The 14,516-nt window shown below is 60.5% G+C and carries 17 protein-coding genes; 9 read left to right on the forward strand and 8 right to left on the reverse strand.

From position 1 onward, the window contains the following. Positions 1 to 30: 30 nt before the first annotated feature. Positions 31 to 660, reverse strand: a complete 630-nt coding sequence (rlmE, locus tag BN1134_RS09210) for a 23S rRNA (uridine(2552)-2'-O)-methyltransferase RlmE (protein WP_042046778.1) — start codon at positions 658 to 660, stop codon at positions 31 to 33. A 97-nt stretch (positions 661 to 757) separates the two neighbouring features. Here rlmE and yhbY point away from each other — a divergent pair, with 97 nt between their 5' ends. Beyond that, positions 758 to 1,054, forward strand: a complete 297-nt coding sequence (yhbY, locus tag BN1134_RS09215; protein ID WP_042046779.1) for a ribosome assembly RNA-binding protein YhbY — start codon at positions 758 to 760, stop codon at positions 1,052 to 1,054. Positions 1,055 to 1,159: 105 nt separating this feature from the next. Further along, positions 1,160 to 1,744, forward strand: a complete 585-nt coding sequence (locus BN1134_RS09220) for a PilZ domain-containing protein (RefSeq protein ID WP_042046780.1) — start codon at positions 1,160 to 1,162, stop codon at positions 1,742 to 1,744. 48 nt (positions 1,745 to 1,792) lie between these two features. On the opposite strand, the gene greA is transcribed toward BN1134_RS09220, so the two are convergent. The 3 genes from greA to pomA all read right to left on the reverse strand — a co-directional run bounded on the left by greA (position 1,793) and on the right by pomA (position 4,031). Continuing rightward, positions 1,793 to 2,269, reverse strand: coding sequence for a transcription elongation factor GreA (greA, locus tag BN1134_RS09225; RefSeq protein WP_042046782.1), 477 nt, complete (start codon positions 2,267 to 2,269; stop codon positions 1,793 to 1,795). 110 nt (positions 2,270 to 2,379) lie between these two features. Then, on the reverse strand, positions 2,380 to 3,264 hold the full coding sequence (locus BN1134_RS09230) for a flagellar motor protein MotB (RefSeq protein ID WP_042046783.1): 885 nt from the start codon (positions 3,262 to 3,264) through the stop codon (positions 2,380 to 2,382). An 8-nt stretch (positions 3,265 to 3,272) separates the two neighbouring features. Beyond that, positions 3,273 to 4,031, reverse strand: a complete 759-nt coding sequence (gene pomA, locus BN1134_RS09235) for a flagellar motor protein PomA (RefSeq protein ID WP_042046784.1) — start codon at positions 4,029 to 4,031, stop codon at positions 3,273 to 3,275. A 213-nt stretch (positions 4,032 to 4,244) separates the two neighbouring features. Between pomA and xseB the strand changes: the two genes are divergently transcribed. From xseB to dxs, 3 genes are read left to right on the forward strand one after another with little or no spacing between them, the layout of a single operon-like run. Beyond that, positions 4,245 to 4,496 carry an exodeoxyribonuclease VII small subunit gene (gene xseB / locus BN1134_RS09240; protein WP_042046785.1) on the forward strand — a complete coding sequence of 84 codons (252 nt, stop codon included), beginning with the start codon at positions 4,245 to 4,247 and terminating at the stop codon, positions 4,494 to 4,496. Then, positions 4,497 to 5,387 (forward strand): (2E,6E)-farnesyl diphosphate synthase, encoded by an 891-nt coding sequence (ispA, locus tag BN1134_RS09245; RefSeq protein WP_042046789.1) that lies wholly within the window; start codon positions 4,497 to 4,499, stop codon positions 5,385 to 5,387. A 22-nt stretch (positions 5,388 to 5,409) separates the two neighbouring features. Beyond that, entirely contained in the window at positions 5,410 to 7,272 is a 1,863-nt protein-coding gene (dxs, locus tag BN1134_RS09250; RefSeq protein ID WP_042046791.1) for a 1-deoxy-D-xylulose-5-phosphate synthase, read from the forward strand. A gap of 309 nt (positions 7,273 to 7,581) precedes the next feature. Here the strand turns inward: dxs and BN1134_RS09255 are convergent, their stop codons facing one another. Genes BN1134_RS09255 through dapA form a run of 3 tightly spaced genes read right to left on the reverse strand, consistent with a single transcriptional unit; the run spans position 7,582 to position 10,730 of the window. Continuing rightward, positions 7,582 to 8,682, reverse strand: a complete 1,101-nt coding sequence (locus BN1134_RS09255) for a phosphoribosylaminoimidazolesuccinocarboxamide synthase (protein ID WP_042046793.1) — start codon at positions 8,680 to 8,682, stop codon at positions 7,582 to 7,584. Between the two features lie 58 nt (positions 8,683 to 8,740). After that, on the reverse strand, positions 8,741 to 9,850 hold the full coding sequence (gene bamC, locus BN1134_RS09260) for an outer membrane protein assembly factor BamC (RefSeq protein WP_042046795.1): 1,110 nt from the start codon (positions 9,848 to 9,850) through the stop codon (positions 8,741 to 8,743). Beyond that, positions 9,843 to 10,730, reverse strand: coding sequence for a 4-hydroxy-tetrahydrodipicolinate synthase (dapA, locus tag BN1134_RS09265; RefSeq protein WP_042046797.1), 888 nt, complete (start codon positions 10,728 to 10,730; stop codon positions 9,843 to 9,845). The genes bamC and dapA overlap by 8 nt, the downstream gene beginning before the upstream one ends. Before the next feature lie 115 nt (positions 10,731 to 10,845). On the opposite strand from dapA, the gene BN1134_RS09270 reads away from it, so the two are divergent. From BN1134_RS09270 to BN1134_RS09280, 3 genes are all read left to right on the forward strand, one after another. Next, complete coding sequence (locus BN1134_RS09270) at positions 10,846 to 11,379, forward strand: glycine cleavage system transcriptional repressor (RefSeq protein WP_042046798.1); 534 nt, start codon at positions 10,846 to 10,848, stop codon at positions 11,377 to 11,379. 14 nt (positions 11,380 to 11,393) lie between these two features. Next, a complete protein-coding gene (gene bcp / locus BN1134_RS09275) occupies positions 11,394 to 11,861 on the forward strand; it encodes a thioredoxin-dependent thiol peroxidase (RefSeq protein ID WP_042046800.1) in 468 nt (155 codons plus the stop codon). A gap of 134 nt (positions 11,862 to 11,995) precedes the next feature. Then, the gene (locus BN1134_RS09280) at positions 11,996 to 12,496 is read left to right on the forward strand and encodes a YfbU family protein (RefSeq protein WP_042046801.1); all 501 of its coding nucleotides are present in this window, start codon (positions 11,996 to 11,998) and stop codon (positions 12,494 to 12,496) included. Positions 12,497 to 12,545: 49 nt separating this feature from the next. Here BN1134_RS09280 and yfbV read toward each other — a convergent pair whose 3' ends face one another. Then, on the reverse strand, positions 12,546 to 12,983 hold the full coding sequence (yfbV, locus tag BN1134_RS09285) for a terminus macrodomain insulation protein YfbV (RefSeq protein WP_084214767.1): 438 nt from the start codon (positions 12,981 to 12,983) through the stop codon (positions 12,546 to 12,548). Between the two features lie 302 nt (positions 12,984 to 13,285). On the opposite strand from yfbV, the gene BN1134_RS09290 reads away from it, so the two are divergent. Then, positions 13,286 to 14,488, forward strand: coding sequence for an acetate kinase (locus tag BN1134_RS09290; RefSeq protein ID WP_042046802.1), 1,203 nt, complete (start codon positions 13,286 to 13,288; stop codon positions 14,486 to 14,488). Positions 14,489 to 14,516: the final 28 nt, after the last annotated feature.

A 14,516-nucleotide genomic window follows, 5' to 3' on the forward strand; every position in this document is an offset into this window, starting at 1 on the left:
GACTGACTGTTAACGACAAAAGTTAGGGTACTACAGTTTAAAACCGGTAGCCACAATGTAGACTTCCCGTGAACGGGCTCTCGACGAGTCTGGTTTCCGAATCTTGACTGTTTTAAAAATCTTACGAATTTCATTGAGATAGGCATCAAACCCCTCCCCCTGAAACACCTTAGCAACGAAGCAACCATCGCTGCGCAATACCTGATGGCACATGTCCAGCGCCAGCTCCACCAAATACATGGAACGGGCCTGATCCACCTGCTGGGTACCACTCATATTGGGCGCCATATCGGACATCACCACATCGACTTTGTCGGGGCCGACTCGCTCCAGCAGGGCGCTTAGCACAGTATCCTCGCGAAAGTCCCCCTGAAGGAAATCGACACCGACGATGGGATCCATCGGCAAAATGTCACAGGCGATCACTCGGCCCTGCTCACCCACCTGGCTGGCCGCATACTGAGACCAGCCACCTGGGGCAGCCCCGAGATCCACCACCGTCATGCCGCTACGCAGCAGACGATCCTTTCCCTGAATCTCTTCAATCTTGAACACGGCGCGTGAACGAAGCCCCATCTGCTGGGCCTTCTTCACGTACTGATCATCAAAGTGCTCTTTCAACCAGCGTGTCGAGCTGGCGGAACGTTTCTTCTGGGTCATGTTATCCGACTTCAAAAAACCGCAAGGGTTATTACTATTGAGGGCTAAGTGGGGTTAGAATACGCCCCTTTCAACCCAGACTAACGAAGAAAATGCCATGACGCTGAACAACAAACAGAAACAGTACCTGAAAGGTCTCGCCCACAGCCTCAAGCCGGTGGTCCTGCTCGGCCAACACGGTCTGACCGAAGGCGTACTGGCCGAGATCGATATCGCCCTGGCCCATCATGAGCTCATCAAGGTCAAGGTGGCCACCTCGGATCGCGAAACCAAGCAGCTGATCTTTGCTGCCATCGTGCGCGAAACCAAGGCGGAAAAGGTGCAGACCCTGGGTCATATTCTGACGCTCTACCGTCAAGCTCAAGAACCCAAGATCACCCTGCCCCGCAAGTAAAGGAGAGAGCTCTGCTCTTTCCTTCCCTCCGCCGCTTGCCAAAGCGGTTGCCAAGCTAGCGTCAGGCCTCTTAACCTGTGATGAATGCAGCGTAAAGAGGCGATCATGGCTGACGAGCCGCTCCTTACCCCCGATGAACTGGCCATGCTGCTGGGTGATGTATCCATCTCTTCGCAGGATGTCAGTTCACTGCTACGCAGCGAACTCGATGCCTCGCTACTGAGTCTGTTGCAACGCTCCAGTCACCTGACCCTGGAGGCGGAAGTCGCCTCCCACCGACTGCGCTTTCCTCTGGTACTGCAACGCCAACCGGGGGGAGAGATAGAGCCCCAGTTGCGGCCCCCAGTCATAGAGGATCTCACCGGCCTCCAACCCAGACCGTGGCGTCTGCATGAAGAGGCTCACCTCATCTCGCCACAATTCTGCTGGCGGGTACTGGACATGTCGGAACGCGGCATGGTGGTCGATACCCAAGACGTTCAGCCACAAACCGGCGCCCTGTTGGAAGCGGATCTGTGCCTGCCCATGCAACCCGCGCTTCCCCTCACCGGGCGCTGGGTGCGCAAGGCGTATCCCCCTTCGGGTTGGGCCTTGACCTTCACCATGCCTGAGCCCGAGCTCACCACCCTCAAACAGTGGCTGTTCGAGCGTCATCAAGACACCTTCATCCGCACCGGCTGCGTGCAATGAATGCAAACGGGGAGCCAAAGGCTCCCCGTCGCCATGGCGTCACGCCACTTACAGATACTGAACGTCGAGGATCTCGTACTCCACTTCGCCGCCCGGAGTCTTAACCACAGCAACGTCATCGACTTCCTTGCCAATCAGGGCTCGGGCGATGGGGGAATTGATCGAGATGAGGTTCTGTTTGATATCAGCTTCATCATCGCCCACGATGCGATAGACCACTTCCTCTTCGGTCTCGGTCTTGAGCAGGGTGACGGTGGAGCCGAAGATGATACGGCCATTGCTGGCCATCTTGGTCACGTCGATGACCTGAGCGTTGGCCAGTTTTCCTTCGATCTCCTGGATCCGCCCCTCGCAAAACCCTTGCTGCTCGCGGGCCGCATGGTATTCCGCATTCTCTTTCAGGTCACCGTGCTCACGCGCTTCGGCAATGGCTTCGATAATCTGCGGGCGAAGCACCGTCTTGAGGTATTCAAGCTCTTCGCGCAGCTTCTCAGCGCCGCGCACAGTCATCGGAGTATGATTCATAGTCGAAACCTGGGTTATCTAGAATAGAGACGGCGGCCAAAAACCGGCCACCGTCATGTAATGTGGGTGCTCATCTTAATATGAAGCCACCAGAAAACCAAGTTAGGTGGTCATTCCTTAGGCACGCCAATCGGTTCTGAGACACTCGGCTTGCCCTGCATGATGGCTATTTCCACCCGCCGGTTCATGCCGCGTCGCTCCTCGCTGTCATTGGCGGCCAAGGGTTTACTGTCAGCCAATCCTTGCACCACCAGTCGATGTTGATCCAGCCCCGGCACCTTGATCATCTGGTGAGCCACCGCCACAGCCCGCTGGGTGGAAAGATCCCAATTGGAGCGATACAGCTCGTTCTCGGTCGGGCTGTCATCGGTGTGACCCGACACCGTGATCTCACCCGGCACATCCTTGAGCAGGGCCGCCACCTGGTGGATCACCGGCCAGAACTGGGGCTGTAAGAAGGCGGAACCGGCCGGAAAGGCAGCCTTCTCGCGAATACGGATGATCACCTGCTGGCCCAGCGCCTCAATCTCGATCGAGTGATTCTGCACCTGGCTCTTCAACTGCTCCGCCAACCGTTTGGCCAGCTCATTCGAACGGGCCTGAGCCTGCGCCTGCTGAGCCTGCTCCGCATCCTGACGGGGAGCCTTGTTCTCTTCCCCCCCCGCCGTATCCGCCTCGCCGGGCTGGAAATCGAGCTCGGCCTGGGTCAGATCGACGGTCTGCTGCATCACGGTGTCGATGGGGGTGGGTTCGGGGCGCCCCGGACGAAACTCCTGAGCGATAACGGAGGTCCCTTTGGGGATATCCTTCACCTCAAGAATATTCTGCACCCCAAAGGCCTTCTCCATTGAGCCGGCGATTTGCTTGAACTTCTGCACGTCCATCTCGGCAAACGAGAGCAGCAGCACGAAGAAGCACATGAGCAGTGACATCAGATCGGCAAAGGTTCCCATGTAACCGGGCAAACCGGGAGGGGGGCACTTGCACTTGGACATGGCTCCTCCTAGGCTGCGTCGTTACCGCGTTTGGATTGATTCAGGTAGTTCTGCAGCATGCTCTCGATGACTCGTGGATTCTGGCCATCCTGGATCCCCATGATGGCATCGAGCACCAGAGTGCGGGTCAGACGCTCCTCGCCGCTACGCAGCTCAAGCTTGTCGGCGATGGGGATGGCGATCATGTTGGCCTCGATGGCCCCATACAGAGTGGTCAGCAGCGCCACCGCCATGGCCGGGCCGATCGACTTGGGATCGCTCATGTTCGAGAGCATGGCCACCAAGCCAACCAGGGTACCTATCATGCCCATCGCCGGCCCCAGATCCCCGAGCGTGCGAAACACCTTGATGGCGATGACGTGGCGCTCCGAGGTCAGTTCAATGTCTTTCTCCAGCACGGTACGCACCACTTCGGCATCGTGCCCATCCACCAGCATGTCGATCCCTTTTTTCATGAAAGGGTTGGGGATCTCGGCCGCCTCCAGCGCCAGAAAGCCCCCTTTGCGGGCGGCATCGGCCAGCTCGACCGCCTTAGCGATCAGCTCTTCAATCTTGTCGCCCTTATACATGAAGGCCTTGCCCGCCACCTTGAACGCCAGCAGAAACTGACTCAGGTTGAATTTCATCATGGCGATGAAGATCGACCCCAAAATGGTGATGTAAACGGAGGGCATATCCAGATACATGGTGACCGGACCACCCAGTAACATGCCGTAAATCACCACGCCAAAACCCAGCACTATGCCAATCAGACTACCCAGATCCACGCCAATACCTCTGTTGTTAGCAACTCGTGCACTGCCTTGTTGAAAGATGGTCAAGCCCCTGACTGCGAAGCATCAGAGCGGTTCGCAGCAGGCGACTCAGGTTATCTATCGGCACCAATGCTGCCAAGTTTATCCGAGTTCGCCTTTTCAGCCTCCCGCCGCTTCGGTGCAGGTGTTAATATAGGGCGATTTTTTCGCAGCCAGAGAGTGATGATGGTCAGCAAGAAAAGTGATCGCCTGAGTTTTGATGCCACCCTGGCGGAGTTGGAAGCCATCGTCCAGCAACTGGAACAGGGCTCGCTCCCCCTTGAGGAGGCCCTCAAGCAATTTGAACAGGGCATCCATCTGGTGCGGGCAGGCCAGCAAAAGCTGGAGCAGGCCGAGCAGAAGATTCAGATCCTGATGGATGAGGCCAATGGCAACCCGCAGCTGGCCGATTTTCGGCCCGAGCAAGGAGAAGAGTGAGTGTCACTGGCAAGCTTCAGCGCGCTGTATCGCAGCCGCATCGATGCCGAGCTGGAACGCCAGCTCGCCACCTTGCCGCTCACGGCGCCGCGCCTCAAGCAGGCGATGTCCCACGGCCTGCTGCTCGGTGGTAAACGGGTGCGCCCCTTTCTGGTCTACGCCGTCGGCGAAATGCTGGGGGTACCAGCCGCCCTGCTCGATGGCCCGGCCGCCGCGGTAGAGTGCATTCACGCCTACTCCCTCATCCACGATGACCTTCCCGCCATGGATGACGACGATCTGCGTCGCGGTCAACCGACCGTGCACAAGGCCTTCGATGAGGCGACCGCCATCCTGGCCGGGGATGCCCTGCAAACCCTGGCCTTCACCATCCTGGCCGACCACCCGATGGGGCCGGAGCTGATGGCCAACCGGGTGCGCATGCTCTCCGAGCTGGCCCGCGCCTCCGGTTATGCCGGCATGTGCGGCGGGCAGGCCCTCGACATGGAAGGGGAGCGTAAACAGCTGGGTCTCTCCCAGCTTGAGGCGATCCACCGCCACAAGACCGGCGCCCTGATCCGCTGCGCCGTCACCCTGGGAGCCCTGTGCCATGCCGACATGGACGAGGCAACACTCCGCGCCCTGCGCGACTATGCCGATGCCATCGGGTTGGCCTTCCAGGTACAGGATGACATCCTCGACATCGTTGGCGATACCGCTACCCTAGGCAAACGCCAGGGATCGGATCTGGCCCACGAAAAGAGCACCTATCCGGCCCTCATCGGTCTCGAAGGCGCCCGTGAGCTGGCCCGCGAATTGCACCAACGCGCCTTAACGGCACTGCGGGGCTTGCCTTACAATACCGCCACACTGGAAGCGTTCGCCGACTACATCATAGAGCGAACCCACTGAGCGCCGGATAAGACTACATAAAATGAGCGTCGACATTAGCCACTACCCCAACCTGGCCTTGGCCGATACCCCGATCGAGCTGAGATCCCTCCCCCGCGAGCGCCTGCCCCTGCTGTGCAACGAGCTGCGGGAATACCTGCTGCGCTCGGTGAGCCGCTCCAGCGGCCATCTCGCCTCTGGACTCGGCACCGTCGAACTGACCGTGGCACTGCACTATGTCTACAACACCCCATTCGATCGGCTGGTGTGGGATGTGGGCCATCAGGCCTATCCGCACAAGATCCTGACCGGACGGCGCCATCGCATGCACACCATCCGCCAGAAAGATGGCCTGCACCCCTTCCCCTGGCGCGGCGAGAGTGAGTATGACGTGCTCAGCGTCGGCCACTCCAGCACCTCCATCGGGGCTGCCCTCGGCATGGCGGTCGCCGCCGAGGAGGAGGGGCTGGGTCGCAAGGTGGTGGCCATCATAGGTGACGGCGCCCTGACCGCGGGGATGGCGTTCGAGGCCCTCAACCACGCCGGTGACGTGCACAAGGATCTGCTGGTGATCCTCAACGACAACGAGATGTCCATCTCGGAAAATGTCGGTGCCCTCAACAACAATCTGGCCCGCTTGATGTCGGGCAAGCTCTATACCACCATCCGCGAGGGGGGCAAGAAGGTGCTCTCCGGGCTGCCCCCGGTGAAAGAGCTGGCCAAGCGCGCCGAGGAGCACCTCAAGGGGATGGTGGTGCCCGGCACCCTGTTCGAGGAGTTCGGCTTCAACTACATCGGCCCCATCGACGGCCACGACATCGACGCCCTGACGGAGACCCTGCGCAACATGCGCAGCCTCAAAGGGCCGCAGCTACTGCACGTCAAAACCAAGAAGGGCAAGGGCTACGAGCCGGCCGAGAAAGATCCCATCGGTTATCACGGGGTGCCCAAGTTCAACCCCGACGAGCACTCCCTGCCGAAAAGCGCCGGGGGCAAACCGGGATTTTCCGCCATCTTCGGCCAGTGGCTGTGCGACATGGCGGCGCAGGATGAGCGCCTGATCGGCATCACTCCCGCCATGCGCGAGGGCTCGGGGCTGGTCAAGTTCAGCCAGCAATATCCTGGCCGCTACTTCGATGTGGCGATTGCCGAGCAGCACGCGGTCACCTTTGCCGCCGGCCTCGCCATCGAGAATAAAAAGCCGGTGGTCGCCATCTACTCGAGCTTCTTGCAACGGGCCTATGACCAAGTGATCCACGATGTGGCACTGCAAAACCTGCCGGTGCTGTTTGCCATCGACCGGGCAGGGCTGGTCGGCGCCGACGGCCCGACCCATCAGGGGGCGTTTGATATCAGCTTCCTGCGCACCGTACCCAACATGGTGATCATGACCCCCTCCGACGAGCGGGAGTGCCGTCTGATGCTCTCCACCGGCTACCATCACCATGGCCCCGCCGCGGTGCGCTATCCGCGCGGCAGCGGCAGCGGGGTCGAAGCCGGCCAGGATCTCGAGACCCTGCCCATCGGCAAGGGACGTGTGCTGCGCGAAGGCAAACGGATCGCCATCCTCGGCTTTGGCACCCTGCTGGCGCAGGCCCAACTCGCCGCCGAGGCGCTGGATGCCACCTTGGTCGACATGCGCTTCGTCAAGCCACTCGATGAGGCGCTGCTGCGCACGCTCGCCGAGCAACACGAGGTGCTGGTCACGGTCGAGGACAACGCCATCATGGGGGGCGCCGGCTCGGCGGTGAACGAGTTCCTGATGCGCGAGCGCCTGCTGCGCCCCGTCCTCAATCTGGGTCTGCCCGATCACTTCGTCGAGCAAGGCACCCAGGAGGAGATCTACGCCCTGCTCGGCCTCGATGCAGCCGGCATTCGCGCCGCCATCGAACGCTATCTGGCTTGATGGAGCGAGCGCAGTGACAACGGGCCCACGGGCCCGTTTTTTTATGGCAAAGCCGGGCAACCCATGATGGGGATGCGCCTCAAATCAGGGGCTCCGCCTTGATGCGGCAACGCTGACCCAGCAGGCGCGCGGCGCGGCCAAACCTCGATGCCATGCCCCTGCTGCGGTGGGGCAACACCGACTCCAGACGGCCACGGCTCACCATCCGCAGTGAGCGCCTTTAGCGGGTCGTCGGCTGAAAAGAGCAAGGCCTCCCGAGGGAGGCCTTGCCGCAGACAATGCAAACGTTTGATTTTGTTTGCCAAAAAATCAGTCGATGAGACCGTAGCCGCTCAGGATATCGATGATCTCCTGCTTCGGGTTGGCGCACAGCTCAATCTTGTGGCCGACCACCTTCTCGGCGATGCCGATGTAGGTGCGGGAGATGTCCATCATCACCTCAACCGGCAGCTGATTATCACGGGCCAGGGCGAAGCGCTCTTCCATGCGGTTCTTGTTGAGCAGGATGTCCGGGTCTGGGAAGTGGTTCAGCAGCCACTGGCGGAAGCCCTCTTTGGACTGCTCGACAATCTTGCCTTCGCGATGGGCCGCCCCATCCCAAATGCGGGAGCTGTCGGGAGTTCCCACCTCATCCATGTAGATGAGCTTCTCGTTGCCGGCGGCATCCTTGACGTAGCCAAACTCGAACTTGGTATCGACGAAGATCTGATCCAGCTGAGCCAGCGCCTCGCCGATCACGCCAAAGCCCTGTTTGAGCAGGGTCTCATAGCCATCGATATCCGCCGGGGAGCGAAATCCAAAGGCCGCATAGTGGCGCTCAAGGTCGGCGCGCGAGACGTTGACGTCATCGGCTTCCGGCACACCGTCCAGGCCGCGCAGGATCCCCTTGGTGGAGGGGGTGATGAGCAGCTCGGGCAGCTTCTGATCCTTAGTGAGCCCCTCCGGCAGGGTGATGCCGCAGAACTCGCGCTCACCATTCTGGTAGGCACGCCACATGGAGCCGGTGATGTACTGGCGGGCAATCGCCTCGACCAGCACCGGGCTCGCCTTCTGCACGATCCAGACGAAGGGGTGCGGAATGTCGAGGATGTGGCTGTCGGCCAGCCCCTGCTCCTTGAACAGCTTGAACCAGTGGCTGGAGATGGCGTTGAGCGCCGCGCCCTTGCCGGGGACGCCAGCCAACCCCTCTTCTCCCTGCCAGATGCAGTCAAAGGCAGAGATGCGGTCACTGATCACCATGATGGCGAGCGGGGTGTCGGCCGGGACGTTATAACCCTTTTCACGGATGAGGCGTGCACTGTCCTCGGCAGTCAGCCAGTAGACGCTGCGAACCTTGCCGGAGTGGACGGGACGGTCGGTGCGGATCGGCAGATCGTCATTCACCGCCAATACTTTGTCTGCAAGACTCATGGTATTAACACTTCCTGTTTGTGGGAGGGAACAAAACAGGGGCACAAGGCCCCTGTTTTTATTCGGATTGCTCTGCCAGCGCCTTGGCGAAGGCCTGGGAAAGCGTGATGTGCATCTGCGACACCACATCGGACTTGACCGGCTTCTTGTCCTCGTCGAACAGCGTGATGGAGGTCTTGCCCCCCGCCATTTCGCCAAGCTGGAAGCGGTACTTGCCCTCCTCCAGCTTGAACGGCTCGCCGCCGATCCCGCTCCAGAAGCCCTTACCCGGATCGTCATACTCGACGTCGATCCAGCCGAGCGACTGCTGGGAGTCCTTGATGGTGAAACCATAGCGCGGCAGCATGCGATTCATCCGCTGCCAGACCTGATCGAACGGGGCGTCGGCCACCCAGGCACTCAGGTCATTGTTATCAAAGCCCAGCGCCAGGCCCATGCCTTCGGTCGACTTGTGCTGATCACGCGCCTTGATCTGCTGGTCGTAGTAGAGGCTGAACTGGTTCAACGCCCGCACCGCATAACGGCGAGCCTCGGCCTCGCTCAGGGTGGTGCGGGTCTCGCCGTCGACGATCTCCTCATGCTCCACCACCTTGGCCGTCACATTGATGCCATGGCGCACCGGATCGGCCTTGAGGCTGAACAGGTAACGCTGACGGATCTGGAAGTCGTCGTCTTCTTCGCCCCAGCCATCCAGCACGGCGGTGTTGCTAAACCAGCCGGTCTCCAGGGTGCCGGCAGCGCGATCGAGCTGCTCGGTGGTGACCTTGTATTTGGCGAGGAAGTTCATCAGGAAGGCCCAGGCATCGCTGCTCACATCCTGTGAGGTGCTCAAGGCATAGAAGGAGACGGTCGGATCGCCGCTGCTCTGCACTACCTGACTACCGGGTACCACGGTCAGCAACTGAGCCGGTGGACGCACATCCACGGCCGCACCGACAGGGCCCTCACGATTGCCCTCGGGCAGGGGAGGCACATCGTAGTCGCTGCTAAAGCGGGGGGCCTGCAAACCGGCAGGCACCAAGAAGGCACGCCCTTCCAGCTTGGCCTCCTCGTAATCGAAACCGCGGTTGGCCATCTTACGTTCGGCCGGGCTGCTGCAGCCAGCCACGACAGCCAGGCTGAGCAGGGCCAGCCCCGCAGTGCGTACTCTTCCGTTTGCTTTAGACACTCGCAATCAACTCCGCAGTCTGCAGCGTCTGGCGCATCGCCGCCTCCCCCTCCGGGGTCAGGTCAGTGAGCGGCAGGCGCAGGGTCGCCGAGGCGATCAGACCAAGCTGGGCGCAGGCCCACTTGACCGGGATCGGGCTCGGCTCGATGAACAGGGTCCGGTGCAGCGGCATCAACCTCTCGTTGATGGCCCGGGCGGCATCGGCCTCCCGAGCCAGCGCGGCACGGCACATGTCGCGCATCAGGGCCGCTGCAATGTTGGAGGTCACGGAGATCACCCCGTCCCCTCCTTGCAACATGAAATCACACGCCGAGGCGTCATCACCACTGTACAGCGCAAACCCCGGACCGCACAGCTCGCGCAGCAAGGGTGTGCGGGTCAGATCGCCGGTGGCCTCCTTGAGGCCGATGATGTTGGCGTGGCCAGCCAGACGCCCTACCGTTTCCGGTTTGAGGTCACAGGCTGTTCGGCCGGGCACATTATAAAGGATCTGAGGCAGACCACTAGCGTCGGCAATCGCGCTGTAGTGGCGATAGAGCCCTTCCTGGGTCGGCTTGTTGTAATAAGGGGTGACGGAGAGGCCGGCCACCACCCCACTTTGCTCGAAGCGGCGCGACAGCGCGATGGCATGAGCGGTGCTGTTGGAGCCGCAACCGGCGATGACCGGAATGCGCCCGGCGGCCAGCTCGACCGTCTTCTCGACCACGGCGATGTGCTCGGCCTCGGTCAGCGTCACCGACTCGCCGGTCGTGCCGACGGCAACGATAGCCGTGGTGCCGCTTGCCACATGATATTCGACCAGATGAGCCAGGCTGGCCCAGTCCACCTCGCCGGTGGGCAACATGGGGGTGACGAGTGCGACAAGACTACCGCTAAGCATGGACTTTTCTCCCGAAATTCAGGGCCGTAATGGTAAAGTGCGGCTACCGCAAAAACAAGGAGCCACGGTGGCAAGCGTGCTACCATGGGCCAAATTTCAGGACGAGATAAGACTCATGACCCACTACCTGGTAGTGACCGCCATCGGCTCCGACCGACCCGGCATCGTCAGCGAGGTGACCCGTCATGTCGCTGACTGTGGCTGCAACATCGTCGACAGCCGGCTGGGTATCTTCGGACAGGAGTTCACCTTCATCATGCTGCTGTCGGGTAACTGGAACAGTTTGATGCAACTCGAGATCACCCTGCCCCTGCGCAGTCAGGAGTGGGATCTCATCACCATGATGAAACGCACCGAGCGTCATCAACCCCGTGACTACCCGCTCTCCGCCGAGGCGCAACTCCTTATCCGTGACGAGCCGGGCATCGTCTGCCGCTGCACCCAGCACTTCAGCCAGCACGGCTGGGACATTCACGCCATGCAGTCGGAGACCATAGAGCAGACGCCCTATAACCTGCTGCGCGCCACCTTCGAGCTCAAGCTCGCCGTCGGCGAGAGCCATCTCGATCACGAGACCGCCTTCGCCGACTTCTGTCGTGAACTCGGTGCAGAATCGTTCCGCTTCGCCCTCACACGGCGCCATAACTGAACAAAGGAGCAGCCATGCCTATACTGCAAGCCGGAGCCAAGGCTCCCGACTTTACCCTGCCGGATCAGAACGGCACGCCAGTCTCCCTCAGCGATCTCCACGGCAGGAAGGTACTGGTCTACTTCTACCCCAAGGCCATGACGCCGGGCTGCACCACCCAGGCCTGCGGCCTGCGAGACACCCGCAGCGAACTCGACGCCCACAATCTGGTCGTGCTCGGCATCAGCCCGGATGCCCCGCAGCGCCTGAAGAAATTTGCCGAACGCGACGGCCTCAACTTCACCCTGCTCGCCGACGAAGATCATGCGGTAGCCGACGCCTTTGGTGTGTGGGGCCCCAAGAAGTTCATGGGCCGGGAGTATGACGGCATTCATCGCATCAGCTTCCTCATCGATGAGCAGGGGCAGATCGCCCATGTCTTCGACAAGTTCAAGACCAGCAACCACCATCAGGTGGTGCTCGACTATCTGGCTGGCCGCTGATGTCACAGGGGGCCCTCACCGGCCCCCTTCATGCCCTGCCTGCCTATCTGCCACTCCTGCCCCCCCAGATCAAAAAAACCATCCCAGATGTGAGTTATGGTGTCTGCAGACTCCATTTCCAGTGAGACCGCATCATGAACATGAGCCACACCGAGCGCCTGATCCTGAGCAACCAGTATGAGATCTTAAGCAAGCTCAATCCGGAGCAGGCTGACTTCTACCAAAGAGCCAAGACCATCATCGAGCGCGGCTACTGCCTGCAACTGCTGGAGCTGGAGAAATCCTTCGGTCATCTGGAGCGCGACACCTGCCAGGAGGTGATCGACACCCTCGAGATGCACCACGCCATGATGGTCTCTTTCGAGAATCTGCCGGCCACCGAACAAGCGGAGTTCACCCCCGCCCGCTTCAAGTTCAATGGCTACAGCCGCAGTCAGGAGCGAGAGCTGGCCGACTACGTCTGCTTCCTGCTCGAGGTGGACAAGCGCTTCCCCGAGGTGGATTGCCCGTGCGAAGAGCTCTCGAGCGACATCGCCATGCGTGACAAGTATCAGCGTATGCTGGCGGCATGGCGGGATTGCCCGCGCAGCTACAAGCTGTCGATCCAGGAGCTGCGCAAAATCCTCAATGCCTGATGCAGATCAGAAAAGGCGCCCTCGGGCGCCTTTATGCTATGCAGCGGTGTTACTCAAACAGGAAGGTCTTGTCGAGCTTGTCAAAGGCCGCCTTGAGGGTATCGGCCAGCTCCTGGTAGCGCGGTTTAGCCACCAGTTTGCGGGAAATGCCGGCCTGCTCGCGCATCTTTTCGTTGATTTCGCGGTACCAGAGCGCCAGCGAGGGAGGCAGCGGTGTCTCGGCCCTGCGCCCCAGCCAATAGAAGCCTTGCAACGGCATGCTGAGCAGGAAGATGACCGAGGTGAGCACAGAGGGCCAGTAGGCGGCATCGCCAAACTGGAACTGCAACATCAAACAGATGACCACGATGGGGGGCAGCACCCGGATACCATACTCGATAGCGAGAATGATGCGATTTTCCGGGAACAGGGCATTGAGTTCGGGGCGGCGTGGCCACACCGCCAGATAGTGGCGCCCACGCTGTAATTTACTTCCAATTATGCTCATGACTGCCTACCTCCCGCCGCCAAAACCAACACTGAAGGCGTAAAACCTCAACTTAATTTGATGCAGGCCAACTATCATTGAGGATGACTTTGTTATTTTCCAACATTCAGGTTATCCTCTACGCGCCTTTTCGTGCGTGTCTGGCGCCGCCAGCAACGCCCGTCATCGGAGCCTTGTCTTCACTATACAGGGCAACGGCTGCAAAATGCCAATCCTCCCGATGGCTCAACTACCTGAAACGTCAGACGCCCCGCGCCCGGGCCGGACGCCTGTACAAACCCAACCTGTAATAGGATGAATTCATGAGTAAGCTGGTTCTTGTTCTTAACTGTGGCAGCTCTTCCCTGAAGTTTGCGGTCATCGACGCCAATACCGGTGATGACCTGCTCTCCGGCCTGGCCGAATGCTTCAACCTCGAAGACGCCCGCATCAAGTGGAAGCTGAACGGCGAGAAAGGCAACGCCGATCTGGGCGCCGGAGCCGCTCACCAGGAAGCCCTGGACTTCATCGTTCACAAGATCCTGCCGCTCAACCCGGCTCTGGCTGAAAACCTTATCGCCATCGGCCACCGAATCGTGCATGGCGGCGAGCGTTTCACCGCCTCCGTCGTGATCAGCGACGACGTGATCGCCGGCATCGAAGCCGCCATTCCGTACGCTCCGCTGCACAACCCGGCCCACCTGGTTGGCATCCGTGCCGCCCTCAAGGTATTCCCGCACCTGGCTGACAAGAACGTGGCCGTATTCGACACCGCCTTCCACCAGACCATGCCGGAAGAGGCCTACCTGTACGCCCTGCCGTACAAGCTCTACAAAGAGAACGGCATCCGTCGCTACGGTGCCCACGGCACCTCCCACCGCTACATTGCCGGTGAAGCGGCCCAGATCCTCGGTAAGGATCTCTCCGAGCTGAACATCATCAACTGCCACCTGGGCAACGGTGCTTCCGTCTGTGCCATCAAGAATGGCCAGTCCGTCGATACCTCTATGGGTCTGACCCCGCTGGAAGGCCTGGTGATGGGCACCCGTTCCGGTGACATCGATCCGGCTATCATCTTCTTCCTGCACGACAAGCTGGGTTACTCCGTCAACGAGATCAACACCATGCTGACCAAGGAATCCGGCCTGCTGGGTCTGACCGAGGTCACTTCCGACTGCCGTTATGTCGAAGACAACTACGACAGCAAGGAAGAAGCCAAGCGCGCCATGGACGTGTTCTGCTACCGTCTGGCCAAGTATGTCGGTTCCTACGCCGCCGCCATGGCCGGTCGTCTGGACGCCGTGGTCTTCACCGGTGGTATCGGTGAGAACTCCGCCCCGATCCGTGAAATCACCCTCAAGAAGCTGGCTCTGCTGGGCTTCGACATCGATCACGATGCCAACCTGGCCGCCCGTTTCGGCAAGGGTGGCGAGATCTCCAAGCCGGGCAGCACCAAGGCCCTGGTGATCCCGACCAACGAGGAGTGGGTGATCGCCCACGATGCGCTGGAACTGGTCGGCGCCTAATTTCGCTGTAATGCAAGGCCGCCCAAGG

This window comes from Aeromonas simiae (genome assembly GCF_000820125.1).
In the GTDB taxonomy this organism is placed as follows: Bacteria; Pseudomonadota; Gammaproteobacteria; order Enterobacterales; family Aeromonadaceae; genus Aeromonas; species Aeromonas simiae.

What these genes read in the sequence shown, in the direction of transcription:
- dapA (WP_042046797.1), bottom strand. Translation starts at nt 10,730, where the DNA reads ATGCTTAGCGGTAGTCTTGTCGCACTCGTCACCCCCATGTTGCCCACC.
- xseB (WP_042046785.1), top strand. Translation starts at nt 4,245, where the DNA reads ATGGTCAGCAAGAAAAGTGATCGCCTGAGTTTTGATGCCACCCTGGCG.
- BN1134_RS09255 (WP_042046793.1), bottom strand. Translation starts at nt 8,682, where the DNA reads ATGAGTCTTGCAGACAAAGTATTGGCGGTGAATGACGATCTGCCGATC.
- yhbY (WP_042046779.1), top strand. Translation starts at nt 758, where the DNA reads ATGACGCTGAACAACAAACAGAAACAGTACCTGAAAGGTCTCGCCCAC.
- yfbV (WP_084214767.1), bottom strand. Translation starts at nt 12,983, where the DNA reads ATGAGCATAATTGGAAGTAAATTACAGCGTGGGCGCCACTATCTGGCG.
- BN1134_RS09290 (WP_042046802.1), top strand. Translation starts at nt 13,286, where the DNA reads ATGAGTAAGCTGGTTCTTGTTCTTAACTGTGGCAGCTCTTCCCTGAAG.
- BN1134_RS09220 (WP_042046780.1), top strand. Translation starts at nt 1,160, where the DNA reads ATGGCTGACGAGCCGCTCCTTACCCCCGATGAACTGGCCATGCTGCTG.
- greA (WP_042046782.1), bottom strand. Translation starts at nt 2,269, where the DNA reads ATGAATCATACTCCGATGACTGTGCGCGGCGCTGAGAAGCTGCGCGAA.
- BN1134_RS09270 (WP_042046798.1), top strand. Translation starts at nt 10,846, where the DNA reads ATGACCCACTACCTGGTAGTGACCGCCATCGGCTCCGACCGACCCGGC.
- BN1134_RS09230 (WP_042046783.1), bottom strand. Translation starts at nt 3,264, where the DNA reads ATGTCCAAGTGCAAGTGCCCCCCTCCCGGTTTGCCCGGTTACATGGGA.
- bcp (WP_042046800.1), top strand. Translation starts at nt 11,394, where the DNA reads ATGCCTATACTGCAAGCCGGAGCCAAGGCTCCCGACTTTACCCTGCCG.
- BN1134_RS09280 (WP_042046801.1), top strand. Translation starts at nt 11,996, where the DNA reads ATGAACATGAGCCACACCGAGCGCCTGATCCTGAGCAACCAGTATGAG.
- dxs (WP_042046791.1), top strand. Translation starts at nt 5,410, where the DNA reads ATGAGCGTCGACATTAGCCACTACCCCAACCTGGCCTTGGCCGATACC.
- rlmE (WP_042046778.1), bottom strand. Translation starts at nt 660, where the DNA reads ATGACCCAGAAGAAACGTTCCGCCAGCTCGACACGCTGGTTGAAAGAG.